The sequence below is a fragment of the Leifsonia naganoensis genome, from assembly GCF_013410615.1.
GTDB lineage: Bacteria > Actinomycetota > Actinomycetes > Actinomycetales > Microbacteriaceae > Leifsonia > Leifsonia aquatica.
Genome location: NZ_JACCHJ010000001.1, coordinates 538,001 through 562,292, shown reverse-complemented (window position 1 = coordinate 562,292; position 24,292 = coordinate 538,001). Strand labels below are relative to the sequence as shown.

Sequence of the window (24,292 nt, the reverse complement as noted above, 5' to 3'; positions counted from 1 at the left end):
CTGGCTTTCAGCTCCCGCAGGAGGAACCGGGCGGCTGATCCCGTACGATGTCTCTAACGTCGGCGGTGCCAGCCGTTCGGCGTGCGTCCGACAGGGACGCGGGCACGATCGGCCCGACCGAACACAAGTGGAGTGCATCAGTGGCCTCAGTTCTGGAAAAGGTTCTCCGTCTCGGCGAGGGGCGCACCCTCCGTCGGCTCGAGGCGTACGCGAAAGCGGTCAACGCCCTCGAGGACGACTTCTCGGCGCTCACCGACGAAGAGCTCATGCATGAGACGGTGGAGCTCCGCGAGCGATACAGCAACGGCGAGTCGCTCGACGACCTCCTGCCGGAGGCGTTCGCCGCCGTCCGCGAGGCCGCGAAGCGCACGCTCGGCATGCGGCACTTCGACGTGCAGCTCATGGGCGGTGCCGCCCTCCACCTCGGCAACATCGCCGAGATGAAGACCGGTGAGGGCAAGACCCTCGTCGCGACCACGGCCGCATACCTCAACGCGATCGCCAGCCGCGGCGTCCACGTCATCACGGTCAACGACTACCTCGCGAGCTACCAGTCCGAGCTGATGGGCCGCGTGTTCCGCGCCCTCGGCATGACGACCGGCGTCATCCTCTCCGGGCAGACCCCCGAGGAGCGCCGCGAGCAGTACGCGGCCGACATCACCTACGGCACGAACAACGAGTTCGGCTTCGACTACCTGCGCGACAACATGGCATGGCAGGCGCAGGACATGGTCCAGCGCGGGCACTACTTCGCCATCGTCGACGAGGTCGACTCGATCCTCATCGACGAGGCCCGGACGCCGCTCATCATCTCCGGACCGTCGTCCGGCGAGGCGAACCGCTGGTTCGTCGAGTTCGCGAACCTCGCCAAGCGCCTGACGGTCGGCGAGGACTTCGAGGTCGATGAGAAGAAGCGCACCATCGGGGTGCTCGAGCCCGGCATCGAGAAGGTCGAGGACTACCTCGGCATCGACAACCTCTACGAGTCGGCGAACACCCCGCTCATCTCGTTCCTCAACAACGCCATCAAGGCCAACGCGCTGTTCAAGCGCGACAAGGACTACGTGGTCATGAACGGCGAGGTGCTCATCGTCGACGAGCACACCGGCCGCATCCTGGTCGGCCGTCGCTACAACGAGGGCATCCACCAGGCGATCGAGGCCAAGGAGGGCGTGGAGGTCAAGGCCGAGAACCAGACCCTCGCCACGGTCACCCTGCAGAACTACTTCCGCCTCTACAAGAAGCTCTCCGGCATGACCGGTACGGCCGAGACCGAGGCCGCCGAGTTCATGAGCACCTACAAGCTCGGCGTGGTCCCGATCCCCACGAACAAGCCGATGCAGCGCATCGACCAGCCCGACCTCGTCTACAAGAACGAGCAGTCCAAGTTCGAGCAGGTCGTCGAGGACATCGCGAAGCGGCATGAGAAGGGCCAGCCCGTTCTGGTGGGCACGACGAGTGTCGAGAAGAGCGAGTACCTCTCGCGAGCCCTCGCCAAGAAGGGCGTGCGCCACGAGGTCCTCAACGCGAAGAACCACGCGCGCGAGGCAGCGATCGTCGCCCAGGCCGGGCGTCTCGGTGCCGTCACCGTCGCGACCAACATGGCCGGCCGCGGTACGGACATCATGCTCGGTGGCAACGCGGAATTCATCGCGGTCGCCGAGATGAACTCCCGCGGCCTGTCGCCGGTGGAGACGCCGGACGAGTACGAAGAGCAGTGGGACCAGGTCTTCTCGGATGTGAAGGAGAAGGTCCAGGAGGAGGCCGACAAGGTCATCGACGCGGGCGGCCTCTACGTGCTCGGCACCGAGCGCCACGAGTCCCGTCGTATCGACAACCAGCTCCGCGGTCGATCCGGTCGTCAGGGCGACCCGGGCGAGAGCCGGTTCTACCTCTCCCTCACGGACGACCTGATGCGCCTGTTCAACGCCGGCGCGGCCGAGAGCCTGATGGGCCGGGCCAGCGTACCGGACGACATGGCGATCGAGTCGAAGGTCGTGAGCCGCGCGATCCGCAGCGCCCAGTCCCAGGTCGAGGCGCGCAACGCCGAGATCCGCAAGAACGTCCTCAAGTACGACGACGTCCTCAACCGCCAGCGCGAGGCCATCTACGGCGACCGCCGGCAGATCCTCGAGGGCGACGACCTGCACGAGCGGGTGCAGAAGTTCCTTACCGACGTGATCGACGACATCCTCGACCAGCACACCGGCGAGGGGAACGGTGACGACTGGGACTTCGACGCGCTGTGGGCGGAGCTGAAGACGCTCTACCCGATCGGCGTGAGCATCGACGAGGTCATCGCCGAGGCCGGCAACAAGGGCCGGATCAACCGCGAGTTCATGCGGCGCGAGATCCTCTCGGACGCCCGCATCGCCTACCAGCGCCGCGAGGAGTCGCTCGGGGAGCCCGCCATGCGCGAGCTCGAGCGTCGTGTCGTGCTGTCGGTCATCGACCGTCGCTGGCGCGAGCACCTCTACGAGATGGACTACCTCAAGGACGGCATCGGCCTGCGCGCCATGGCGCAGCGCGACCCGCTGGTCGAGTACCAGCGCGAGGGCTACGCGATGTTCCAGCAGATGATGGGCGCCATCCGCGAGGAGACGGTCGGCTTCCTCTTCAACCTGGAGGTCGAGGTCAACCAGGCTCCCGGCGAGGTCGAGTCCCCGTCTGTCGCAGCCAAGGGCCTGGCCCGCGGCGAGGGGGAGCAGGCGCTGAGCTACTCCGCCCCTGGCGAGGGCGGTGGCGTCGAGGTCCGCAACCAGCGTGGTCAGATCGAGAAGGCGGCCACCGCGCGGGCCCAGCGCGCGCAGCAGCAGGCGGCTCCGCAGGCTGCGGCTCCGCAGCAGGCGGCGACGCAGCGTGGAGCGTTCGGACAGGCCGTCTCTGCCGACGCCGACGAGGCGCCCGCCAATCGCGCCGAGCGTCGCGCACAGTCCAAGAAGCGCTGACCCCGACGGGTCCTCGCATCACCGTATGGCGGCCCTTCGGGGCCGCCATACGGCGTTTCCGGGTCAGAGCACGCTGATCGCGGTCGCGCGCCAGCGCGCGCGATGACGTTCCAGTCGAAGCGCGATCACCCGCGACCGCGAGACCTGGTGCACCATCACGACCGCCTCGACGACACCCTCCGCCGGATGCGTCAGCCGCGGCGTGCCGATCGAGAACCGCGGACGCATCGCCTCCTGGGCGGAGACCGCACGGGAGCGCGCCGCGATCACAGTGCGGCGCAGCAGGTGGACGAAGACCGAGTCGGTGACCCATCGGCCGATCTGATCGAGGGCGCGCGCGCCCGCCAGGATCTCGACGACGCACAGGGCCAGGTTCGCGCACAACAGAGTCGGGTCCTGATCGAGTCGCGCCTGATCCAGTCGCATCTGCGCCTGGTCGGCATCCGTCTCGGCGGCATTCGATGTCGCTGCGGGCGAGGGCTCGGCGGGCGTTCGCGTCGTGGCGGCGTCGGTGTCCGCGCCGTTCGTCCGCGCGCGAGGACTGTGATTGACGGGATGCGCCGCGAACGACCGGCGCGCCGCTTCCGGGAGGGCATCGTGCAGATCGCCCCTCCTGCCCTGCCACGCGGGGGTGGTCGTGTCCGTCGCGGTCGTCCGTCCGCGTGGGGCGAGTCGTTCGATCGTCGTCGCTCTCGTCGACATGGGTCTCCTTGTGCTGTGCTGGGTGTGGTGCGGCGTCTGCCATCGTCGGCGGGGCGGGGCCTGGCGGAGACCTGCCGTGCCCGGAGCGTGGCGCCGTACCGTCGCCGATGCGCGCTGGAATGCTCGTGCTCACGATTCCCCCTGATCTCTGACACGGCCCCCCGGCCGCGGTTCGCACGACCTCACTCAAGCAGTGGCGGGCGGGGGAGTCCAGGGTGCCAACGCGCGTGTGGATAACCGGCGTCCGGCTTCGGAGGTCCGCCTAAACTAGGGGGGTGTCGACGCTCAGTGATCTCATCCATGCCCAAGGCCGTTCGTCCGAGGCCGATGTGGAATGGCTCCACGGGCTCGTCGGCGACTGGCAGCTGCTCGCGGATCTGGCTTTCGCGGACATCGTCCTCTGGGTGCCGACGACCGACGACGACTTCGTCGCGGTCGCCCACGCGCGGCCCTCGAGCGCCGCGACGCTCTTCTACCGCGACTTCGTCGGGCAGCGCATCAAGCCCGAGTGGAAGCAGCAGGTGACCGATGCCTTCCGCACGAAGGAGATCATCGACACCTCCGCGCCCGACTGGTACGAGGAGACCCCCACGCGCGTGCGCGCCGTCCCCGTCATCCGCCGGCTCACGGTCCACTCGCCCAACACGGCCGACGAGCCGATCGCCGTCGTCACCCGGCACACGAACCTCAGCGAGGCACGCACTCCCAGCCGTCAGGAGCTGACGTTCAACGAGTGCGCCAACGACCTGTTCAGCATGATCGCCACCGGGGACTTCCCGGACCTCGGGGCTCCCGCAGCACCACGGCGTGGAGCGCCGCGCGCGGCGGACGGCCTCATCCGGCTCGACGTCGACGGTACGACGACGTTCGCGAGCCCCAACGCGCTGAGCGCCTTCAACCGCATGGGCTTCACGGGCGAGCTGGAGGGCCAGTCGCTGGCCACGGTCACCACCGGCCTCGTCGCGGGTACCCTCACCGTCGACGAATCGCTGCCGCTCGTCGTCACCGGCCGCGCGCCGTGGCGAACCGACATCGAGGCCCGCGGCGTCACCGTTTCGCTCCGCGCCATTCCGATCCGCAACCGTGGGGAGCGCGTCGGCGCCATCGTGCTCTGCCGCGACGTCTCCGAGCAGCGCCATCAGGAGCGCGAGCTGATCACCAAGGACGCGACCATCCGCGAGATCCACCACCGGGTGAAGAACAACCTGCAGACCGTCGCGTCTCTGCTGCGCATCCAGGCCCGCCGGACCCACTCGGAAGAGGCCCGTGAGGCCCTCAGCCAGGCGATGCGTCGTGTCGCGGCGATCGCCGTCGTCCACGACACGCTCTCGACCGGACTCGCTCAGATCGTGGACTTCGACGACGTGTTCGACCGAGTCCTGCTGCTCGTGGCGGAGGTCGCCGCCAGCCACACGACGACGGTCCACCCGAAGAAGACGGGTTCGTTCGGCACCCTTCCGAGCGAGTACGCGACGCCGCTCGCGCTCGCGCTGACCGAGCTGGTCACGAATGCCGTCGAGCACGGGCTCGCCGGCCGCGAGGGGCAGGTCGAGATCATCGCGAACCGTTCGGCGGAGTCGCTGACGGTCAAGGTGGTCGACAACGGCTCGGGGCTGCCGGAGGGCAAGGTCGGGTCGGGGCTAGGGACGCAGATCGTCCGCACGCTCATCCAGGGCGAGCTGGGCGGCGCGATCGACTGGCACACCCTGATGGGTCAGGGGACCGAGGTCACCATCGAGGTCCCGCTGCGCTACCTCACCACGATCTGACCCGGGGGGTCGCCTCTGACGAGAAAAGCCGAGGGGCGCTCCGCGGAGTCGTTGCTGTTCGGGGTGCTAGGTGTCCGTCCAGCTGGATGCGGAGCGCCGCCTCGGCAGTGCCGTGGTGCGAGGTGGTGACGTTTCGGTGGAGCGTGCCGCTAGGAGGCGCGGCGGGCCCGGGCGGCACGGCGCTTGAGTGCGCGGCGCTCGTCCTCGGAGAGACCACCCCAGACGCCCGAGTCCTGGCCGGTCTCGAGTGCGTACTGCAGGCAGATCTCGGTGACGGTGCAGCGCGCGCAGACCGCCTTCGCCTTGTCGATCTGGTCGACGGCGGGACCCGTGTTTCCGACGGGGAAGAAAAGCTCGGGGTCCGCGGTCAGGCAGGCGGCTTTGTCGCGCCAATCCATGAAGATATGCTCCTTGTTTGCTGAATGTTTCCTGGCCTCAGTGGCCTAAGATGCAGATAAACAGTCGGGTTACAGGGTTCTTCAGATCCGTTGGGAAAAAGACCTGCCCACCACCCTGTGAGCACTAACTCGACCTCCAATATGCTCCCATAGCGCTTAACTCGAATCAATAGTTTTGTATGGGATAACGCTGAGAACACAAGACGGAAATGGTGGGGTGGTATAGTGCCCGGTTCGACCACGCGTCCGCCAGCGCTCCTGGCGCTCGCGGTGATCCTGTTCCTGGAGGCCGCCCTGGTCACCGGACTCGCCGTCTGGCTCCTGATCGATCTGCTCACGCTGACGCCGGAGTACCTGACGACGGCGATCGCGATCTTCGTCCTGACGGCGCTGGCAGCGATCTGGGTCATCGTGACGGCGGTGGGCATCCTGCGCAAGCGGGCGTGGGCGCGGGCCTCGACGGTGACCATCCAGATCCTGCAGATCGCCGTCGCCGTCGGCTGCTTCCAGGGTCTCGTCGCGCGCCCCGACCTCGGCTGGGCACTGCTCATCCCCGCGATCGTCGCGGGCGTTCTCGCGCTGACGCCATCGGTCGTCCGCGCCACGGTGCGCAACACGGAGCAACACGAATGAGCATTCGGCGGGAACAAGACGCAGACTGAGTGCGTTATGCCCGACATCGTGACTGATCTCTCCGCCCCGCAGCAGACCCCCGCACCCTCCACCGCCTCGCCGGCCTCCGTCGACGCCGCCCGCGCCGGCTACGACGCCTGGCGCCAGGCGCGGCTCTCCTCGGTCGTCGGCCCGACCGGTAACCTCGCGCTCGTCGAGACGCGTTGGCTGGCCGCTGGCGACACCACCACCGCGGAGGAGGCGCTCGCCGGGCAGCCAGAGACCGTCACGGCGACCGAGCTCAGCCGCCGCAGTCTGGAGACGGGTGAGCCGGAGCGCGGCATCCGCCTGTGGGACGCGGCATCGCCCGCGATCCGCGCCTTCGAGACCATCGCGGCCTTCCCGTTCGACCCGTCGTGGGTCGTGGAGGCGGAGTTCCACCCGGTCGCGGCCGATCGCACCGTGCCGTTCGAGCACCTGCGCGACAACGGCCTGACCCGCGAGCTCGTCGTCCCGGGCGACATCACCTTCAGCCGCGACGGCGTGGACTACACCTTGAGCGCGTTCGATGACGACGGCACCCTCCTGCTGGTGTTCGCCGACGCGACCAACGGTGCCGAGGGGGAGAGCGGGACGTACGCGTCCGGCCGGTTCCTCTTCGTGCAGCGCGACGGAGACCGCGTCGTCTTGGACTTCAACCGCGCATTCGTGCCTCCCTGCGGCTTCTCGGACCAGTACAACTGTCCGCTGCCGCCGCGGAACAACCGCTTCTCCGTGCCCGTCCCCGCGGGTGAGAAGCGCGTCGTGCTCCGCTCGGGCGGCGCGCACTGAGCGCATCCGGCACCATCCACCCCCATCACCCTCCCCACAGCACAGGAGAACTCCGTTGAGAAAGACCCCCCTGCTCGCGACGCTCGCGATCGGCCTCGCCACGGCGCTGGCCCTCGCCGGGTGCTCGGGCGCCTCGTCCTCCTCGTCGGCGTCCGGTACGGACGCGACGATCGCCGTCGGCTCGCAGAACGAGCCGGTGCACCTCGACAACACGGCCGGCAGCGGCAGCGGTGTGACCGAGGCGTTCAACGGCAACGTCTACGAGGGGCTGTTCAAGCTCACCGACGACGGCAAGGTCGAGCCCCTCCTCGCCACCAAGTACACGACCAGTGAAGACGGCCTCACCTACACCTTCACCCTCCGTGAGGGCGTGAAGTTCCACGGCGGCTCCGAGTTCACCAGCGCGGACGTCAAGCGCAGCATCGAGCGCGTGACCGCCGACGACTCCCAGTCGGCGCGCAAGTCACAGCTCGCGGTGATCTCGGGCATCGAGACCCCGGACGCGCACACGGTCGTCATCACCCTGAAGAGCCGGTCGATCTCGCTGCCGTACAACCTCAGCTACGTCTGGATCTACGGTCCGGGCGTCAAGGACTACAAGACGGCGGAGGACGGCACCGGACCGTACACGCTCGGCACGTGGAAGCGCGGCAGCTCGCTCAGCATCGAGCGCTGGAGCGGCTACTGGGGTGCGAAGGCGAAGAACAAGGAGGTCGTCTTCGACTACTTCACCGACGCGTCCGCGCTCTCGAACGCGCTCCTGACCAACCAGGTCGACATCGTCACCAACATCCAGAGCCCGGACTCCCTGGCGCAGATCAAGGACAACAAGGACTTTCGCGTCAACGACGGCAAGTCGACGGTCAAGGAGCTCCTGGCGTTCAACGACCGCGTCGCGCCGTTCGACAAGGCCGAGGTCCGCAAGGCGGTCTACTCCGCGATCGACACCAAGAAGCTGCTGAACTCCATCTGGGGCGACTACGGCACGCTCATCGGCTCGATGGTCCCGCCGAGCGACCCCTGGTACGAGGACCTCACCAAGGTGAACCCGTACGACGTCTCGCTCGCCAAGAAGGAGCTGGCCGAGGCCGGCTACCCGGACGGCTTCACCTTCACGCTCGACACCCCGAGCTACGACCCGCACCCCGCGGTCGCCGAGTTCGTGAAGAGCGAGCTCGCCAAGGTCGGCATCACGGTGAACATCAACACCATCTCCGCCGACGAGTGGTACTCGAAGGTGTTCAAGGAGAAGAACTTCGAGGCGACCCTCCAGGAGCACGTCAACGACCGCGACGTGGTCTGGTACGGCAACCCGGACTTCTACTGGGGCTACAACAACCCGCAGGTCACCCAGTGGGTGAGCGAGGCCGAGCAGTCGTCCACGACCGCGGAGCAGACGGCGAAGCTGAAGCTGGTCAACGAGCAGATCGCGAAGGATGCGGCGAGCGTGTGGCTCTACCTCACGCCGCAGATCGTCGTCGCGTCGAGCGACCTCGCCGGCTACACCGTCAACGGGCTGAACTCGACGTTCTACACGTACGACATCGTCAAGAAGTAGCGCCCCGCGCGAGTTATCCACCGATCGCCCGGGGAGTCCGTGACGGACTCCCCGGGCATCTACGCTGAAAAGACCATGGCTCCTTATCTGTTGCGTCGCACCGCGTTCCTCGTGGTGTCGCTGCTGCTCGCCATGGTCGTGCTGTTCTTCCTGCTGCGCGTGCTGCCGGGCGACCCGGCCAATGCGCTGCTCTCCGTCAACGCCACCCCGCAGCAGATCGCGGCGGCGCAGGAGCAGGTGGGCAGCAACCGGCCGCTGATCGAGCAGTTCTTCTCCTGGTTCGGCAGCCTCCTCACCCTCGATCTGGGCGAGTCGTTCATCACGTCGCTCCCCGTCGGGCCCGAGATCGTCTCCCGCCTCGCCGTGACGGTCCCGCTCACTCTGATCTCCTTCGTGGTCGCGCTCGTGCTGGCGCTCCCGATCGGCTTCGTCGCCGCGTGGAAGGCCGACCGGTGGTACGGGATCGCGCTGTCCGCGTTCTCGCAGCTCGGCATCGCCGTGCCGGTCTTCTGGGTCGGCATCCTGCTGGTCAGCGTCTTCTCGATCAACCTGCGCTGGTTCCCGTCCGGCGGGTTCCCGCGCGACGACTGGGCCGATCCGGCAGCCGCGCTGCAATCGCTCGCCCTGCCGATCATCACCATCGCCATCGTGATGAGCGCCTCCATCGCGCGCTACGTGCGGAGCGCGACGCTCGACGTCATCGGGAGCGACTATCTACGCAATGCCCGCGCGCTCGGCTCGGGCTTCGGCACGGCCATGTGGCGGCACGGCCTGCGCAACGGCGCCGTGCCCGTCATCTCCATCCTCGGCATCGAGCTGGCGACGACTTTCCTCGGCGCCGTGGTCGTCGAGAGCGTCTTCACCCTCCCCGGGCTCGGGAGCATGCTGCTGCGGGCGATCGAGCAGCACGACTTCCAGACCATCCAGGGCATCCTCTTCGTCTCGACCTTCGCCGTGCTGATCATCGGCTTCGCCGCCGACGTCGTGCAGCGTCTCGTCGACCCGCGGCTGCGGCAGAGCATCTCGGGGAACCGATGAGCGCGGTCGTCGATCAGGCCGCGGCGCAGGGCGCCGCTCCGCAGCCGGGCGTGCGTCGCCGCGGCCGCCGTTCCGTGACGCTCGGGATCGGGCTGACGCTCGTCGGCCTGGTCGTGGTCGTCGCGCTCGTGTCGTTCTTCTGGCTCCCGTACGCCCCCAGCGACACGGCCGGCAGCCGCCTCGAACCACCGGGCCCGGCGCACTGGCTCGGCACCGACAAGCTCGGCCGCGACCTCCTGTCGCAGCTGATGGTGGGCGCGCGGATCGCTCTGGCGGTCGGCCTCGGCGCCGTGCTCATCGGGGCCGTCGTCGGCATCACGATCGGCCTGCTCGCCGCGTTCGCGTCGACCTGGCTCGACGACACGATCTCGGCGATCCTCGACATCCTCATCGCCTTCCCGACCCTCCTCCTGGCGATGCTCATCGTCGCGGCCCAGGGCGCTTCGCTCGGCACGGCGATCCTCGCGATCGGTCTGGCGATGTCGGCCGTCATCGCGCGGTTGACCCGGGTGCTGTCGAAACGCGTGCTCTCCCAGCAGTACGTCACGGCCGCTCGCACGTCGGGGACCACGTGGCCAGGCGTCGTCGCGCGCCACATCCTGCCCAACATCTGGCCGACCCTGCTGGTCAATCTGGCGCTGCAGTTCGGCATCGCCGTGCTCGCCGAGGCAAGCCTGTCGTACCTCGGACTCGGCGCACCGCCGCCGAACGCATCCTGGGGTCGCCTCCTGCAGGAGGCGCAGGGGACCGTGGCGGTCGCCCCGGTCGGAGCCATCGCGCCCGGCATCGTCCTCGTGATCCTCGTGATCGGCGTGAACCTCGTGGCCGACGGACTGCGCGACGTCGCCGACCCGACCAGGAGGCGATCGCGATGATCCTCGACGTGCGCAACCTCTCCGTCTCGGCGCGCGACGGCTCTCCGCTCGTCCGCGACGTCTCGTTCTCGATCGGCGCGGGGGAGCGGGTGAGCCTGATCGGCGAGTCCGGCTCGGGCAAGTCCCTGACCTCCTTCGCCGTCGCGGGACTGCTCCCCGACGGGCTGACCGCGACCGGCAGCGTCGAGCTCGACGGCGTGCAGGTCGTCGGGGCGAGGGAGCGCGACCTGGTCCCGCTGCGCGGCCGGACCGTGTCGTTCGTGTTCCAGGAGCCGTTGACCGCGCTCGACCCGCTCATGCGGCTCGGCCAGCAGGTCGCTGAACCGCTGAAGCGCCATCTCGGGCTGCGCGGGGCCGCGCTGCGCACCGCCGTCCGGGAAGCGCTCGACGAGGTCCGCCTGCCGGATCCGGAGCGGATCGCGCGGGCGTACCCGCACGAGATCTCGGGCGGCCAGCGCCAGCGTGTCGCCATCGCCGCCGCGCTCGCCTGCCGCCCGCAGCTGCTGATCGCCGACGAGCCGACGACCGCCCTGGACGTGACCGTGCAGGCCGAGGTGCTTTCCCTGCTCGACACGCTCATCGCCGACCGGGGGATGTCGCTGCTGTTCGTCAGCCACGACCTCGCCGTGGTGTCGCGCATGACCGACCGCGCGCTCGTGCTCCGCGGCGGACGCGTGGTGGAGGAGGGCGCCCTCCTGCGCCTCCTCGACGCTCCCACGGACCCGTACACCGTCGAACTCGTGCGCAGCGCCCGTGAGCTCGACGCAGCACTGGAGGTGTCGTGACCGCCATCCTGGAGCTCCGTGACGCCGGTTTCCGCTACCGGCGCGCGACCGGCGCCGCCCTCGAGGGCGTCTCGCTGACCGTCGAGGCCGGCCGCAGCGTCGGGCTGGTCGGCGAGTCCGGCGCGGGCAAGACCACCATCCTCTCGCTGCTGCTGGGTCTCTCCGGGCCCACGACCGGCGAGGTGCTGTTCGACGGCGCCCCGCTCGACCGGCGCGACCGATCGCTGATGCGCGAGTTCCGGCGCAGCGTGCAGACGGTCTTCCAGGACCCGTACTCGTCCCTCGACCCGCGCCAGAGCGTCGGGCGGATCGTGGGCGAGCCGCTCGCCTCCCTGCGGCTCGCTTCCGGAGCCGAGGCCCGCGACCGCGTCGCGGCCGCTCTCGAGGCCGTCGCGCTCCCCGCGGATGCCGCCGGCCGCTACCCGCACGAGTTCTCCGGCGGCCAGCGTCAGCGCATCGCGATCGCCCGCGCCATCGTCTCCCGGCCGCGGGTGCTGCTCGCGGACGAGCCCGTGAGCGCGCTCGACGTGACGACGCGCATCCAGATCGTGGAGCTGCTGGGCCGACTGGCGGCGGACGAGGGGATGACCGTCGTGATGGTCTCGCACGACCTCAGCGTCGTCGCGTCCCTGTGCGCCGAGACGGTCGTGCTGCAGGGCGGCCGGATCGTGGAGCAGGGGCCGACCCGGGACGTGCTGCGCTCCCCGGCCGACCCCTACACGCAGCGGCTGCTCGCGTCGGTGCCGCGCCTCCCGGCCTAGCCGGGCGCGGGAGCGGGCACCGGGCCCGGGTCAGTCGAGGCCGAGCTTCTTGCGGAGCGAGGCGACGTGGCCCGTGGCCTTGACGTTGTAGAGCGGCAGTCGCACGGAGCCGTCCGGGTCGACCACGAAGGTCGAGCGGATGACGCCCTGCACCACCTTGCCGTAGAGCTTCTTCTCGCCGTAGGCGCCGTATGCGTTGTGCACCGCGAGGTCCTCGTCGGACAGCAGCGGGAAGTTGAGCCCCTCCTGCTCCTGGAACTTCTTGTTCTGCGCCGGGGCGTCCTTCGAGATGCCGATCACCCGATAGCCGCTGGACTTCAGCGAGTTGAGGTTGTCGCGGAAGTCGCAGGCCTCCTTGGTGCAGCCCGGCGTCATCGCGGCCGGGTAGAAGTACACGATCACGTTCTCCCCGGCGTAGTCGCCGAGCGACACGGGCGAGCCGTCCTGGTCGGTGAGGGTGAACGCGGGGGCAGTATCGCCGGCTTCGAGTCGCACGTCAGTCATGCCTCCATTCTGACGTACGCGCCGCGGGCGCTGTGAGGAGGATCAGCGGGCGAAGGTCGTGAGCAGGCGCTGCAGCGAGTCGAGCCGCGCCTTTCCGGCCTCGCCCAGGGCGCCGGACTCGACGGCCTCCATGATGGCGCAGTCCGGAGCGTCGGGCAGGTGCGTGCATCCGCGCGGGCAGTCCTCCGCGAGCAGCGCGAGATCGGTGAACGACTTCAGGATGCTGTCGGTGTTCACGTGTCCGAGGCCGAACGAGCGCACCCCGGGGGTGTCGATCACCCAGCCGTGCCCCTCGCCGTTCTCGACACGGAGGGACACCGTCGACGACGACGTGTGCCGCCCGCGTCCCGTCACGACGTTGACGTGCCCGGTGGCCCGGCGGGCTCCGGGGACGATCTCGTTGACGAGCGTGGACTTGCCGACGCCCGAGTGCCCGACGACGACGGTGTCGTGACCGACGAGGGCGGCCTTGATCTCATCCACCGGGATGCGGTCCTCACGGCTGGTGAAGACCGGCAGGTCGAGCCCGGCGAAGTTCTCGAGGAAGGGCCCGGGGTCGGCCAGGTCGATCTTCGTGACGCAGAGCATCGGCGCGATCCCGGCATCGTAGGCGGCGACCAGGTAGCGGTCGACCAGTCGGGTGCGGGGCTCCGGGTTCGCGGCGGCGACGACGATCAGCATCTGGTCCGCGTTCGCGACGACGATGCGCTCGACCTCGTCGGTGTCGTCCGCGCTGCGGCGCAGCAGGGTGGTGCGCTCCTCGATGCGGACGATCCGCGCCAGCGTCCCCTCCTCGCCGGTGGTGTCGCCGACGACGGCGACGCGATCGCCGGTCACGATCGGCTGCCGGCGCAGCTCGCTCGCGCGTGCGGCGGTCAGCTGGTGCTCGTCGCCGGAGTCCTCGTCGAGCAGGACCGTGTAACGGCCGCGGTCGACGCCGAGCACCCGCGCGATGCGGGCGTCGGCATGCTCCGGGCGGGTCTTGGTGCGCGGCCGGTTGCCCTTCGGGTTCGGCCGCGACCGGATGTTCGACTCGTCGTAGACGTCGTACTCGTCGTCCTCGTCGTCATCCGCCCACCAGGCGCCCGTGTTCTCGGTCACTGCGGCGTCGTGCCTTCCGCGAGCATCCTGGTCCACAGCTGGGTGAACTGCGGCAGCGTCTTCGCCGTCGTCGCGACGTTCTCGATCTCGACGCCCGGGACGACGAGGCCGACGATCGCGCCGGCGGTTGCCATCCGGTGGTCCTCGTAGCTGCGCCACACCCCGCCGTGCAGCGGACGCGGCTCGATGCGGAGGCCGTCCTCGAGCTCGGTGACCGCGCCACCGAGGCCGTTGATCTCGGCGGCCAGCGCGGCGAGCCGGTCCGTCTCGTGGTGACGGATGTGGCCGATGCCGGTGATCTCGCTCGGACCGTCGGCCAGCGCCGCGATCGCGACGAGTGCCGGCGCGAGCTCGCCGCCGGTGGTGAGGTCGAGGTCGACGGCGCGGACCCGTTCGGGCCCGGTGACCGTCAGACGGTCGCCCTCCCGGGTCACGGTCGCACCGAACAGAGGGAGCAGGTCAGCCAGATCGGCGCCCACCTGCGTGGTCTCGTCGGGCCAGCCGGTGATCGTGACCGAGCCGCCGGTCACGACCGCCGCCGCCAGGAACGGCGCGGCGTTCGACAAGTCGGGCTCGATGTCGACGTCGAGCGCCGCGATGGCGCCCGGACGCACGATCCAGCGGCCGACCTCGGGGGACTCCACCTCGACGCCGCGCGCGGCCAGCGCGGCGATCGTCATCTCGATGTGCGGGAGGCTCGGGAGGCGCTCGCCGGAGTGGGTCAGATCGAGCCCCTCGTCGAAGCGGCTGGCCGAGAGGAGCAGGGCGCTGACGAACTGGCTGGAGCTGGAGGCGTCCACGCTGATCGCGCCGCCGGTGACCGATCCGGTTCCGTGCACGGTGAAGGGGAGGGAGCCGCGACCGTCGTCGTTCACGTCGACTCCGAGGGCGCGCAGGGCCGCGACGATGGCGCCCATCGGGCGTCCGCGGGCCGAGTCGTCCGCGTCGAACGACGTCGGGCCGAGGGCGAGCCCAGCGACCGGCGGCACGAACCGCATGACGGTGCCGGCCTGGCCGCATTCGATGGTCGTGCTGCCCAGCAGCTCCTCGGCGGGGGTCACGAGGAGGTCGGCGCCGAACTCGCTGTCGCCGCCCCTCTCCTCGATGCGCACCCCGAGGGACCGCAGCGCTTCGATCATGTTGGCGCTATCGCGCGAGTGCAGCGGTGCACGGAGCAGCGACGGTCCATCGGCGAGGGCGGCGAGGACGAGCTCGCGGGCGGTCAGCGACTTCGATCCCGGCAGGGACACGGACGCCGAGACCGGGCCGGAGGCGACGGGAGCGGGCCAGAGCGTGTTCGGCTCCTCCGTGCGGGCGTCGCCGTACGGATCGAAGTCAGGAGCGGAATATTTCGAGATCAGCATTGTTGTCAAGGGTATCCGTGTTCCCGTCTGAAGGAAGGACATCCCGTGGCATCCAGGACCGCCGTTCTCGACGCTCCACGCGTGGCGACGACCCGTCGCGCAGCCCTCGGGACCCGCTCCGGCGGCGCGATGCGCATCCGTCGGGACGCTTCGGCGGCGGCACAACTAGACTTGCCCCTGATGAGCACCGAAACCGAGGACAGCGGTCGCCTCTTCGAGGAGCAGGCCCTGCCGTTCATGGACCAGCTGTACGCAGCGGCCCTCCGCATGACCAGGAACCCGGCAGACGCACAGGACCTGGTCCAGGAGACGTACGTCAAGGCGTACGCCGCGTTCGCGCAGTTCCAGCAGGGCACGAACCTCAAGGCGTGGCTGTACCGCATCCTCACCAACACGTTCATCAACACGTACCGCAAGAAGCAGCGCGAGCCGTATCAGGGGACGATCGACGAACTCGAGGACTGGCAGCTCGGAGGGGCGGAGTCCATCTCCGCGTCGTCCAGCCGATCCGCCGAGGCCGAGGCGATCGACCACCTGCCCGACAGTGCCGTCAAGGACGCGCTGCAGGCCATCCCGGAGGACTTCCGGCTGGCCGTCTACCTCGCCGATGTGGAGGGATTCTCCTACCAGGAGATCGCCGACATCATGAAGACCCCTATCGGCACGGTGATGAGCCGGCTGCACCGCGGTCGCAAGATGCTGCGGGAACTCCTCACCGACTACGCGCACGAGCGCGGGCTCTCTGCTGTCCAGCCCGCCGCCGTGCAGACCACCAGGAGCACGAAATGACGGACTGCGGCTGTGACAAGGCCAAGAAGGACCTCGAAGAATACCTGCGCAACGAGCTCTGCCGCGAGGATGCGGCGGACATTCGTGAGCACCTCGCGAACTGCGACGGGTGCACGAACGAGGCGCACCTCAACGTGGTGCTGACCGAGGTGGTGCAGCGGGCGTGCAAGGAGACGGCTCCCGAGACGCTGCGCACCGAGGTGCTGCTGCGCATCCGGTCGTTCCAGGCGACCGCCCACTGACCGCTTCGTCGGTCAGTCGGTCCACTGCGGGGCGGGCTCGCCCGCTGCGGCGAATCGCGCCTCCCACATCCCGTCCAGCTCGGCCGTCGTCGACGCGTCCAGCGTGATCCGGCCGACGGCGACGTTCTCGGCCAAGTGCTCGACGCTCGATGTCCCGGGGATCACGAGCGCGTTCGGCGCGTGACCGAGGAGCCACGCCAGTCCGACCTGTGCCGGCGTCGCCCCGATCCGCTCGGCCGCGGCGATGACCTCGGGCTGCTCCGTCGCCTTCGGGATGCCGGGGAAGCCGGAGCCGAGCGGGAAGAACGGCGCCCAGGCGATGCCCTCGGCGACGCAGAGTTCGAGCAGGGGCTCGAAGCGGCGCGCGACGACGCCGTACGCGTTCTGCACGCACACGATGCCCGCCGGCAGCGCGCGGCGCAGCGTGTCGATGTCGACGGCGCTCAGACCGATGGCGCCGATGACGCCGGAATCCCGCAGTGCGACGAGCTCCGCAATCTGATCGTCGAGGTCGACGAGCTGGTCGCCCTCCGCCTCGATGCCGGGGCCGACGTCGAGACGGCGGAGGTTGACCACGTCGAGGCGGTCGCGCCCGAGTGAGCGGAGGTTGTCCTCCACCGCGTGCCGCAGCTCCTCCGGCTTCTGGCCCGGCCGCAGCGGGATGGGGCCGCCGGGGTTCTTGAGGGCGCCCACCTTGGTGACGACGAGCACGTCGTCCTCGGGCCGGATGGCGCGCCGGATGAGGTCGTTGGCCACGCTGTCGCCGTAGAAGTCGGCCGTGTCGATGTGATCGATACCGAGCTCGACGGCTCGGCGGAGCAGGCGCTCGCCGGACGCCGCATCGGTGGCGAACCGCTCCAGCGCCATCGCGCCATAACCGATACGCGCGACCGAGTGCCCGGCGAAATCGTAGGTGCCGCCGGGGCGGAGGGAGGTGTCGCTCATGGAGTGGCTCTTCTCTATACTCGTCAGAGAGCGGAGGGACCTCCGCTTACTCATCCACTATACGGAGGAGCCTCCGTTTTGTCATCCCCAGAGACCGCGACGGCCCGTTCGCGCGCACCACGCGCCGATGCCGCGCGCAACCGCGCGCTTCTCGTCGACGCCGCACGTGCCGCGTTCGCGGCGGGTGGCGAGCAGGTGTCCCTCGAGGCCATCGCCCGGGATGCCGGCGTCGGGATCGGCACGCTCTACCGAAACTTCCCGACCCGTGAGGACCTCGTCGCGGCTGTCTACGCCAGTGAGCTCGACGCAGTCATCGCGGTGGCGGACGACCTGCATGACGCACGGCCGGCCGACGTGGCCCTCCGGACGTGGCTGGACCGCTACGCCGCCTTCGTGATGACGAAGCGCGGGATGGCGGAGTCACTGCGTGCCGGGGCGCTCGCCGACGCGGCGAACACGGCGCACACCCGCGAGCGCGTGAACGGCGCCATCGGAGCCTTCCTCCAGGCCGGGGCGGAGACCGGCGTCCTGCGCGGCGACCTCGCGACCGACGACGTCACGACCGCCCTCGTCGGGCTCTTCCTGGCGACACGCGACGTCGCCGACGAGGCGCAGATCGCGCGTCTGCTCGACCTGCTCGTCGACGGCCTCCGCACGCGTCCCTGACGATCGAGTGAGGGCGCGGCTCGCCTCAGCTGCCGGTCCCCACCTGGTGCAGGAAGAAGAGACTGCCGAGGGGATCCGTCGCCTGCGCGAACCTCCCGAACTCGCTGTCCCACGGGTCGCGCACGATCGTTCCGCCGAGCTCGACGACGCGCTGCGATGCGGCCTCGGCGTCCGCGACCCCGAAGTACACCACCCAGTGCGACGGGACGCCGGGAGGGAGCATGCCGTCGGCGTCGTAGATGCCGCCGCTCGGCGCGTCCGGGTCGCCGAACGTGGCGTACCGGAAGTCCGCGGTGTCGCCGAGGACCTGCGTCTGCCAGCCGAACACCTTCGTGTAGAAGTCAATCTGCGCCGGGTAGGCACGCGCGTAGAGCTCGTGCCACGCGATCCCGCCGACCTCGGCGACCAGTTCGAAGCCGCGGTGCTCCCGCGGCTCCCACAGCCCGACGACGGCACCCCCGGGGTCGGCGACGATGGCGAGGCGCCCCTGATCGCCGACGTCCATCGCCGGCGCGAGTGACTGCGCGCCGTTGTCGCCGGCGGCCTTCTCCGCCTCGTCCGCGTCCTCCACGAGCAGATGGGTGAGCCACGCGTCCGCCTGCGCTCCCGGCATCGCGGGGCCGAGCCCTGCCACCGTGCGGCCGTCCTTGCGGAACGTGGTGTAACCGCCGTACTCGGCACCCGCCTCGTCGGCGGTCCAGCCGAACAGGGCCGTATAGAAGTCGCGGGCGCGCGGGGCATCGGACGAGGCGAGATCGACCCAGCAGGGCTCGCCGAGGCGGTGGTTCGTCAGGACGGTCATGCCCTCAACGTACGCCGGGTCCGGCGGCTCGCGGAAGGGCCGAGAGAGAGCGAGAAGGGCTGCCGGACCAAGGTCCGGCAGCCCTTCGGCGCAGCGCGTGCGGCGCGGCTAGAGCGTGAGCGCCCGCTGGATCAGGACCGACTGCTCCTGTGCGTGACGCTTCGCCGAACCGGCGGCCGGGGAGGCCGACGGCGGGCGGGAGACGACGCCGAGCGGGCGCGGGCCCAGCTTGGAGGTCTCCAGGATCATGTACGGCCAGGCGCCCTGGTTCTCCGGCTCGTCCTGCACCCACACCAGCTCGGCGTTGGGGTACGAGTCGACGACGGCCTTGAGCTCGGCGCCGGGGAGCGGGTAGTACTGCTCCACGCGGACCAGCGCGATCTCGGGGTTCGGGTTCTTGTCCAGCTCGTTGAGCAGGTCGTAGTAGAGCTTGCCGGCCAGGAGCAGGACGCGCTTGACGGCGGTCTTGTCCGTGATGCGCGCATCGTCGATGACCGGCTCGAACTTGCCCGACGTGAAGTCGGCCACGTCGCTGGTCGCGCCGCGCAGTCGCAGCATCGCCTTCGGCGTGAAGACGACGAGCGGGCGGCGCGGGCGGGCGTACGCCTGACGGCGCAGCAGGTGGAAGTACGACGCCGGCGTCGACGGACGCGCCACGGTCATGTTGTTCTCGGCGCACATCTGCAGGTAGCGCTCGATGCGGGCGCTCGAGTGGTCCGGTCCCTGGCCCTCGTAGCCGTGGGGGAGGAGCAGGACGAGCGACGAGCGCTGGCCCCACTTCTGCTCGGCCGAGGAGATGAACTCGTCGATGACGATCTGGGCGCCGTTGGCGAAGTCGCCGAACTGGGCCTCCCAGAGCACGAGGGCGTCGGGGCGCTCGACCGAGTAGCCATACTCGAAGCCCATCGCGGCGTACTCGCTCAGGAGCGAATCGTAGATCCAGAGACGTGCCTGGTTGTCGCTGAGGTTCGCGAGCGGCAACCACTCCTGACCGTTCACCCGGTCGTGGAGCACGGCGTGACGCTGCACGAACGTGCCACGGCGGGCGTCTTGACCGGCGAGACGCACCGGGGTGCCCTCGATGAGGACCGAGCCGAGGGCGAGCAGCTCGCCGAAGCCCCAGTCCACGCCGCCGTTGCGGCTCATGTCGCTGCGCTTGTTGAGCAGCTGCTGCAGCTTGGGGTGCACGCTGAAGCCCGCGGGCGGGTTGTTGAACGCATCGCCGATGAGCTGGATGACCTGCTCCGAGACGGCTGTGGTCTCCGGCTCTCCCACGTTGTCGTCGGCCTGCTGCGCGGCGGGCTGCTCGAGCCCGGCCGCGACGCCGTCGGCGGTCACGATCGGGGTCGAGTTGGTCTGGGCCGCGTGCGTCTCCATGAACGCGCGCTCCAGGCGCTCCTGGAAGTCGCGGTGCGCCTGCTCGTACTCCTCCTCGGTGATGTCGCCGCGGCCGACGAGAGCCTCGGTGTACAGGCGGCGCACGGAGCGCTTCGCCTCGATGAGGTTGTACATGAGCGGCTGCGTCATCGACGGGTCGTCGCCCTCGTTGTGACCGCGGCGGCGGTAGCAGATGAGGTCGATGACGACGTCGCGCTTGAACTCCTGGCGGTACTCGAACGCCACCTGTGCGACGCGCACGACGGCCTCCGGGTCGTCGCCGTTCACGTGGAAGATCGGCGCCTGGATGGTCTTCGCGACGTCGGTCGAGTAGACCGACGTGCGGCCCTCGCCGGGAGGCGTCGTGAAGCCGACCTGGTTGTTGATGTTGACGTGGATCGTGCCGCCGGTGCGGTACGCCCGCAGCTGCGACATCTGCATCTGCTCGACGACGATGCCCTGGCCGGCCATCGCGGCGTCGCCGTGGATGAGGATCGGGAGGGTGAGGAACGTGCCGGCGGGGCGGCGGTCCTGCTTGGCGCGGACGATGCCCTCGAGCACGCCGTCGACGGCCTCCAGGTGGGACGGGTTGGCCGCGAGGTAGACGGGGATCTCCTCGCCTCCGGCGCCCTTGAAGGTGCCCTCGGTGCCGAGGTGGTACTTGACGTCGCCCGAGCCCTGGACCGTGCGCGGGTCCTGCGTGCCCTCGAACTCGCGGAAGATCTGGCCGTAGGTCTTGCCCGCGATGTTGGTGAGGACGTTGAGGCGGCCGCGGTGGGCCATGCCGATCGCGGCCTCGTCGAGCTCGGCCTCGGCCGCGCCCTGGAGGATGGTGTCGAGCAGGGCGATGGTGGACTCGCCGCCCTCGAGGCTGAACCGCTTCTGGCCGACGTACTTGGTCTGCAGGAAGGTCTCGAACGCTTCCGCCTCGTTGAGCTTGCCGAGGATGCGCAGCTGCTCGTCGTGGGTCGGCTTCTCGTAGGCGCGCTCCAGCTTGTCCTGGAACCACTTGCGCTGGGCCGGGTCCTGGATGTGCATGTACTCGATGCCGACCGTGCGGCAGTACGAGTCGCGCAGCACACCGAGGATGTCGCGCAGCTTCATGGTGCGCTTGTCGCCGAACTGGCCGGTCACGAACTCGCGGTCGAGGTCCCAGAAGGTGAGGCCGTGGGTCTCGATCTCGAGGTCGGGGTGCGAGCGCTGCTTGTACTCGAGCGGGTCGATGTCGGCCATCAGGTGGCCGCGCACGCGGAACGAGTTGATGAGCTCCTGGACGCGGGCCGTCTTGTCGACGGCACTGGCCAGGTCGACGCTGATGTCCGGGTTCCAGCGGATGGGGGCGTACGGGATGCGCAGCTCGGCGAAGATGTCCTCGTAGAAGGTGCGCTTGCCGATCAGGAGCTCGTGCACGATCTTGAGGAACTCGCCGGAGCCGGCGCCCTGGATGACGCGGTGGTCGTAGGTGCTGGTGAGCGTGATCGTCTTGCCGATCGCGAGGCCGGCGAGGGTCTTCTCGCTCGAGCCCTGGAACTCCGCCGGGTACTCGAGGGCGCCGGCGCCGATGATCGCGCCCTGCCCCTTCATCAGGCGGGGGACCGAGTGCACGGTGCCGATGCCGCCCGGGTTGGTGAGCGAGATCGTGGTGCCCGCGAAGTCGCCGGCGGTCAGCTTGTTGGCGCGAGCCTTCTGCACGAGCTCCTCGTAGGCGGCGAGGTAGTCGCCGAAGCGCATCGTGTCGGCGCGCTTGATGCTCGGGACGAGGAGGGCACGGGTGCCGTCCGGCTTCGGGATGTCGATCGCGATGCCGAGGTTGATGTGGGCGGGGGCGACGACCGACGGCTTGCCGTCGACCTCGTCGTAGAAGACGTTCTGGCTCGGGAACTCCTTGAGCGCCTTGATCAGCGCCCAGCCGATGAGGTGGGTGAAGGAGACCTTGCCGCCGCGGGCGCGCTTGAGGTGGTTGTTGATGACGATGCGGTTGTCGATCATCAGCTTCGCCGGGATGGTGCGCACGCTGGTCGCGGTGGGGACCGTGAGCGAGGCGTCCATGTTGGTCGCGAGCGACTTGGCCATGCCGCGCAGCGGGGTGACCTTGTCCTCCGCCTCCTCGCCGTCGCCGACGACGGAGTTGGGGGAGGTGACGGGCGCGTCGGCCGGGACCGGCGCGGGCTTCGGCGCCACCGAGGTGGTGCGCGCGACGGGCTGACTGCCGATCACGGGGATCGGGGTGGTGACGGGGTGGGCGTCCGACGGGGTGCTCGGCGGCTCCGTGGGGGCGGGGACCGTCGGCTCGGCCGGCGACGGGGCCGTCGGCTCGCTGGGCGTCGGGACGACCGGCTCGGCCGGGGTGGGTGCGGGGGTCTCGTCGGGCGAGGGGAGGGAGGCGTCCGCGTCGCCGTCCTTGACCGTGGGGCGGTAGCTCTCGAGGGTCGGCCACCAGGACTTGTCGACCGAGTTCCTGTCCTTGACGAACTGCTCGTACAGCTCGTCCACGAGCCATTCGTTGGCCCCGAACTCGCCCGACGATCCGTCGTCGGTTCCCACTCCGGTCAATTGGCTCGACACAGCCGCTCGCCCACTCTCTCCATTGATTTCGTCCGATCGGGCGGCTTGTGGCCGCCCGCTTCCATCCGAACATCAAGCCTAATCCCATCGGCGCATCCGTGCAGGCGCCCAGTCGGGGGCGATACCGTTATTCCCATGCAGTTCTATGGAACGACGCCGCGCCACGATCTCACCTACTCGGACGTCTTCCTCGTCCCGTCCCGCTCGGACGTGACGAGTCGACTGGACGTCTCCCTCGCTCCGGGGGACGGCACGGGGGCGACGATCCCCATCGTGTCCGCGAACATGAACTCGGTGACGGGCAAGCGCCTCGCCGCGACCCTCGCCCGGCGCGGCGGCCTGGGCGTCCTCCCGCAGGACATGCACCTCCAGGACCTCGACGAGGCGATCCGCTGGGTCAAGGCTCAGCCCGTCGCCTTCGACACCCCGTACCCCGCCACCCCGGAGGAGACCGTCGCCGACGTGCTCCGCCGCATCCCGGCCGTCGAAGGCCACGGAATCGTCGTGCACGACCAGTCGGGCGCGTTCCTCGGCTGCCTCGCCGCGGTGCAGCTCGGCTCCGCCCTGCCCGACGCCCGCATCGGCGACCTCCTCCACGGCACACTGACCTCCCTCGATGCCGAGGACCTCACCGACGGCCGCGCCGCGTTCGAGGTGATGGATGCGGCCGGGCTCGAGTTCGCGCCGGTGCTCGACCACGGTCGACTCGTCGGCACGCTGAGCAAGAAGAGCGCGCTGCGCTCCACGATCTACACCCCGGCGGTCGACGCCTCCGGCCGCCTCCGCGTCGCCGCGGCGGTCGGCATCAACGGCGATGTCGCGGGCAAGGCCACGGCGCTCGCCGCGGCAGGCGTCGACGTGCTCGTGATCGACACGGCCCACGGCGACCAGGACGGCATGCGCCGCGCCATCCGCACCGTGAAGGAGTTGGGTCTCGGTCTGCCGATCGTCGCCGGCAACGTCGTCACCGAGCAGGCCGTGCGCGACCTCGTCGCCGCCGGCGCGGACATCCTGAAGGTCGGCGTCGGTCCCGGCGCGATGTGCACCACCCGCATGATGACCGCGGTCGGCCGTCCGCAGTTCTCGGCGGTGCTCGAGACCAGCGAGACGGCCCGCGAGCTCGGCGCCCACGTGTGGGCCGACGGCGGGGTGCGCTACCCGCGCGACGTCGCCCTCGCTCTCGCGGCCGGCGGCGCCTCCGTGATGATCGGCTCCTGGTTCGCCGGAACGATCGAGGCGCCGGGCACGCTCGACCGTGACGAGCGCGGCGCCCTCTACAAGGAGAGCTGGGGCATGGCGAGCACGAAGGCGGTCAACGGCCGGTTCGAGCGCCTCGACGCCTACGACCTCGCGCGCAAGACGCTCTTCGCCGAGGGCATCTCCAGTTCGCGCATCTACCTCGACCCGCTGCGCCCGTCGGTCGAGGACCTGCTCGACATGATCACCACGGGCGTCCGCAGCTCCTTCACGTACGCCGGGGCGCGCAGCGTCGCCGAGTTCCATGAGCGCGCGCTCGTCGGCATCCAGTCGGCCGCGGGCTACGAGGAGGGCAAGGCGCTGCCGGTCAGCTGGTAGCGCGGAGGCCCTTCGGGGCTGAGAAGGATCTGTGAGCGCCGGCCCGGCGGAAATGCGAGACTCTCGCGAACGGGTTGTCCCCGAC

The 24,292-nt window shown here is 69.7% G+C and carries 21 protein-coding genes; 13 read left to right on the top strand and 8 right to left on the bottom strand.

The window, feature by feature from the left end; translation table 11 throughout:
* The first annotated feature begins 140 nt into the window (after positions 1 to 140).
* On the top strand, positions 141 to 2,948 hold the full coding sequence (gene secA / locus HNR14_RS02800) for a preprotein translocase subunit SecA (RefSeq protein ID WP_179699770.1): 2,808 nt from the start codon (positions 141 to 143) through the stop codon (positions 2,946 to 2,948).
* A gap of 63 nt (positions 2,949 to 3,011) precedes the next feature.
* Here secA and HNR14_RS02795 read toward each other — a convergent pair whose 3' ends face one another.
* Complete coding sequence (locus tag HNR14_RS02795) at positions 3,012 to 3,650, bottom strand: Rv3235 family protein (protein ID WP_179699768.1); 639 nt, start codon at positions 3,648 to 3,650, stop codon at positions 3,012 to 3,014.
* Positions 3,651 to 3,925: 275 nt separating this feature from the next.
* On the opposite strand from HNR14_RS02795, the gene HNR14_RS02790 reads away from it, so the two are divergent.
* On the top strand, positions 3,926 to 5,419 hold the full coding sequence (locus tag HNR14_RS02790) for a sensor histidine kinase (protein ID WP_039923344.1): 1,494 nt from the start codon (positions 3,926 to 3,928) through the stop codon (positions 5,417 to 5,419).
* A gap of 149 nt (positions 5,420 to 5,568) precedes the next feature.
* On the opposite strand, the gene HNR14_RS02785 is transcribed toward HNR14_RS02790, so the two are convergent.
* Complete coding sequence (locus HNR14_RS02785; protein WP_018190103.1) at positions 5,569 to 5,817, bottom strand: WhiB family transcriptional regulator; 249 nt, start codon at positions 5,815 to 5,817, stop codon at positions 5,569 to 5,571.
* Positions 5,818 to 6,042: 225 nt separating this feature from the next.
* Here HNR14_RS02785 and HNR14_RS02780 point away from each other — a divergent pair, with 225 nt between their 5' ends.
* The 7 genes from HNR14_RS02780 to HNR14_RS02750 all read left to right on the top strand — a co-directional run bounded on the left by HNR14_RS02780 (position 6,043) and on the right by HNR14_RS02750 (position 12,277).
* Positions 6,043 to 6,450, top strand: a complete 408-nt coding sequence (locus HNR14_RS02780) for a hypothetical protein (RefSeq protein WP_343064398.1) — start codon at positions 6,043 to 6,045, stop codon at positions 6,448 to 6,450.
* 36 nt (positions 6,451 to 6,486) lie between these two features.
* Complete coding sequence (locus HNR14_RS02775; protein WP_179699766.1) at positions 6,487 to 7,260, top strand: DUF1684 domain-containing protein; 774 nt, start codon at positions 6,487 to 6,489, stop codon at positions 7,258 to 7,260.
* Positions 7,261 to 7,315: 55 nt separating this feature from the next.
* Positions 7,316 to 8,818 carry an ABC transporter substrate-binding protein gene (locus tag HNR14_RS02770; RefSeq protein ID WP_246311511.1) on the top strand — a complete coding sequence of 501 codons (1,503 nt, stop codon included), beginning with the start codon at positions 7,316 to 7,318 and terminating at the stop codon, positions 8,816 to 8,818.
* Between the two features lie 75 nt (positions 8,819 to 8,893).
* Positions 8,894 to 9,856 carry an ABC transporter permease gene (locus HNR14_RS02765; RefSeq protein WP_179699764.1) on the top strand — a complete coding sequence of 321 codons (963 nt, stop codon included), beginning with the start codon at positions 8,894 to 8,896 and terminating at the stop codon, positions 9,854 to 9,856.
* Positions 9,853 to 10,731: an ABC transporter permease gene (locus tag HNR14_RS02760; protein ID WP_179699763.1), complete on the top strand. Its 879-nt coding sequence runs from the start codon at positions 9,853 to 9,855 to the stop codon at positions 10,729 to 10,731. The genes HNR14_RS02765 and HNR14_RS02760 overlap by 4 nt, the downstream gene beginning before the upstream one ends.
* Entirely contained in the window at positions 10,728 to 11,516 is a 789-nt protein-coding gene (locus HNR14_RS02755) for an ATP-binding cassette domain-containing protein (RefSeq protein ID WP_179699761.1), read from the top strand. Before HNR14_RS02760 ends, HNR14_RS02755 begins: the two co-directional genes overlap by 4 nt.
* On the top strand, positions 11,513 to 12,277 hold the full coding sequence (locus HNR14_RS02750) for an ATP-binding cassette domain-containing protein (protein WP_179699759.1): 765 nt from the start codon (positions 11,513 to 11,515) through the stop codon (positions 12,275 to 12,277). The genes HNR14_RS02755 and HNR14_RS02750 overlap by 4 nt, the downstream gene beginning before the upstream one ends.
* A gap of 30 nt (positions 12,278 to 12,307) precedes the next feature.
* Here the strand turns inward: HNR14_RS02750 and bcp are convergent, their stop codons facing one another.
* From bcp to aroA, 3 genes are read right to left on the bottom strand one after another with little or no spacing between them, the layout of a single operon-like run.
* Positions 12,308 to 12,781, bottom strand: a complete 474-nt coding sequence (bcp, locus tag HNR14_RS02745) for a thioredoxin-dependent thiol peroxidase (protein WP_021759695.1) — start codon at positions 12,779 to 12,781, stop codon at positions 12,308 to 12,310.
* Positions 12,782 to 12,823: 42 nt separating this feature from the next.
* Positions 12,824 to 13,882 carry a ribosome small subunit-dependent GTPase A gene (gene rsgA / locus HNR14_RS02740; protein ID WP_179699757.1) on the bottom strand — a complete coding sequence of 353 codons (1,059 nt, stop codon included), beginning with the start codon at positions 13,880 to 13,882 and terminating at the stop codon, positions 12,824 to 12,826.
* A complete protein-coding gene (gene aroA, locus HNR14_RS02735) occupies positions 13,879 to 15,246 on the bottom strand; it encodes a 3-phosphoshikimate 1-carboxyvinyltransferase (protein WP_179699756.1) in 1,368 nt (455 codons plus the stop codon). The genes rsgA and aroA overlap by 4 nt, the downstream gene beginning before the upstream one ends.
* A 180-nt stretch (positions 15,247 to 15,426) precedes the next feature.
* On the opposite strand from aroA, the gene HNR14_RS02730 reads away from it, so the two are divergent.
* On the top strand, positions 15,427 to 16,035 hold the full coding sequence (locus HNR14_RS02730; protein WP_021759688.1) for a sigma-70 family RNA polymerase sigma factor: 609 nt from the start codon (positions 15,427 to 15,429) through the stop codon (positions 16,033 to 16,035).
* Positions 16,032 to 16,277 carry a zf-HC2 domain-containing protein gene (locus tag HNR14_RS02725; RefSeq protein ID WP_021759686.1) on the top strand — a complete coding sequence of 82 codons (246 nt, stop codon included), beginning with the start codon at positions 16,032 to 16,034 and terminating at the stop codon, positions 16,275 to 16,277. Before HNR14_RS02730 ends, HNR14_RS02725 begins: the two co-directional genes overlap by 4 nt.
* A 12-nt stretch (positions 16,278 to 16,289) precedes the next feature.
* Here HNR14_RS02725 and HNR14_RS02720 read toward each other — a convergent pair whose 3' ends face one another.
* Positions 16,290 to 17,222, bottom strand: a complete 933-nt coding sequence (locus tag HNR14_RS02720) for an aldo/keto reductase (protein ID WP_179699754.1) — start codon at positions 17,220 to 17,222, stop codon at positions 16,290 to 16,292.
* A gap of 78 nt (positions 17,223 to 17,300) precedes the next feature.
* Here HNR14_RS02720 and HNR14_RS02715 point away from each other — a divergent pair, with 78 nt between their 5' ends.
* A complete protein-coding gene (locus HNR14_RS02715) occupies positions 17,301 to 17,888 on the top strand; it encodes a TetR/AcrR family transcriptional regulator (RefSeq protein ID WP_179699752.1) in 588 nt (195 codons plus the stop codon).
* A gap of 25 nt (positions 17,889 to 17,913) precedes the next feature.
* Here HNR14_RS02715 and HNR14_RS02710 read toward each other — a convergent pair whose 3' ends face one another.
* Positions 17,914 to 18,690, bottom strand: coding sequence for a VOC family protein (locus tag HNR14_RS02710; protein ID WP_021759680.1), 777 nt, complete (start codon positions 18,688 to 18,690; stop codon positions 17,914 to 17,916).
* 108 nt (positions 18,691 to 18,798) lie between these two features.
* Positions 18,799 to 22,632, bottom strand: coding sequence for a multifunctional oxoglutarate decarboxylase/oxoglutarate dehydrogenase thiamine pyrophosphate-binding subunit/dihydrolipoyllysine-residue succinyltransferase subunit (locus tag HNR14_RS02705; RefSeq protein ID WP_179699751.1), 3,834 nt, complete (start codon positions 22,630 to 22,632; stop codon positions 18,799 to 18,801).
* A gap of 135 nt (positions 22,633 to 22,767) precedes the next feature.
* Between HNR14_RS02705 and guaB1 the strand changes: the two genes are divergently transcribed.
* Positions 22,768 to 24,207 carry a GMP reductase gene (guaB1, locus tag HNR14_RS02700; protein ID WP_179699748.1) on the top strand — a complete coding sequence of 480 codons (1,440 nt, stop codon included), beginning with the start codon at positions 22,768 to 22,770 and terminating at the stop codon, positions 24,205 to 24,207.
* Positions 24,208 to 24,292 lie beyond the last annotated feature (85 nt).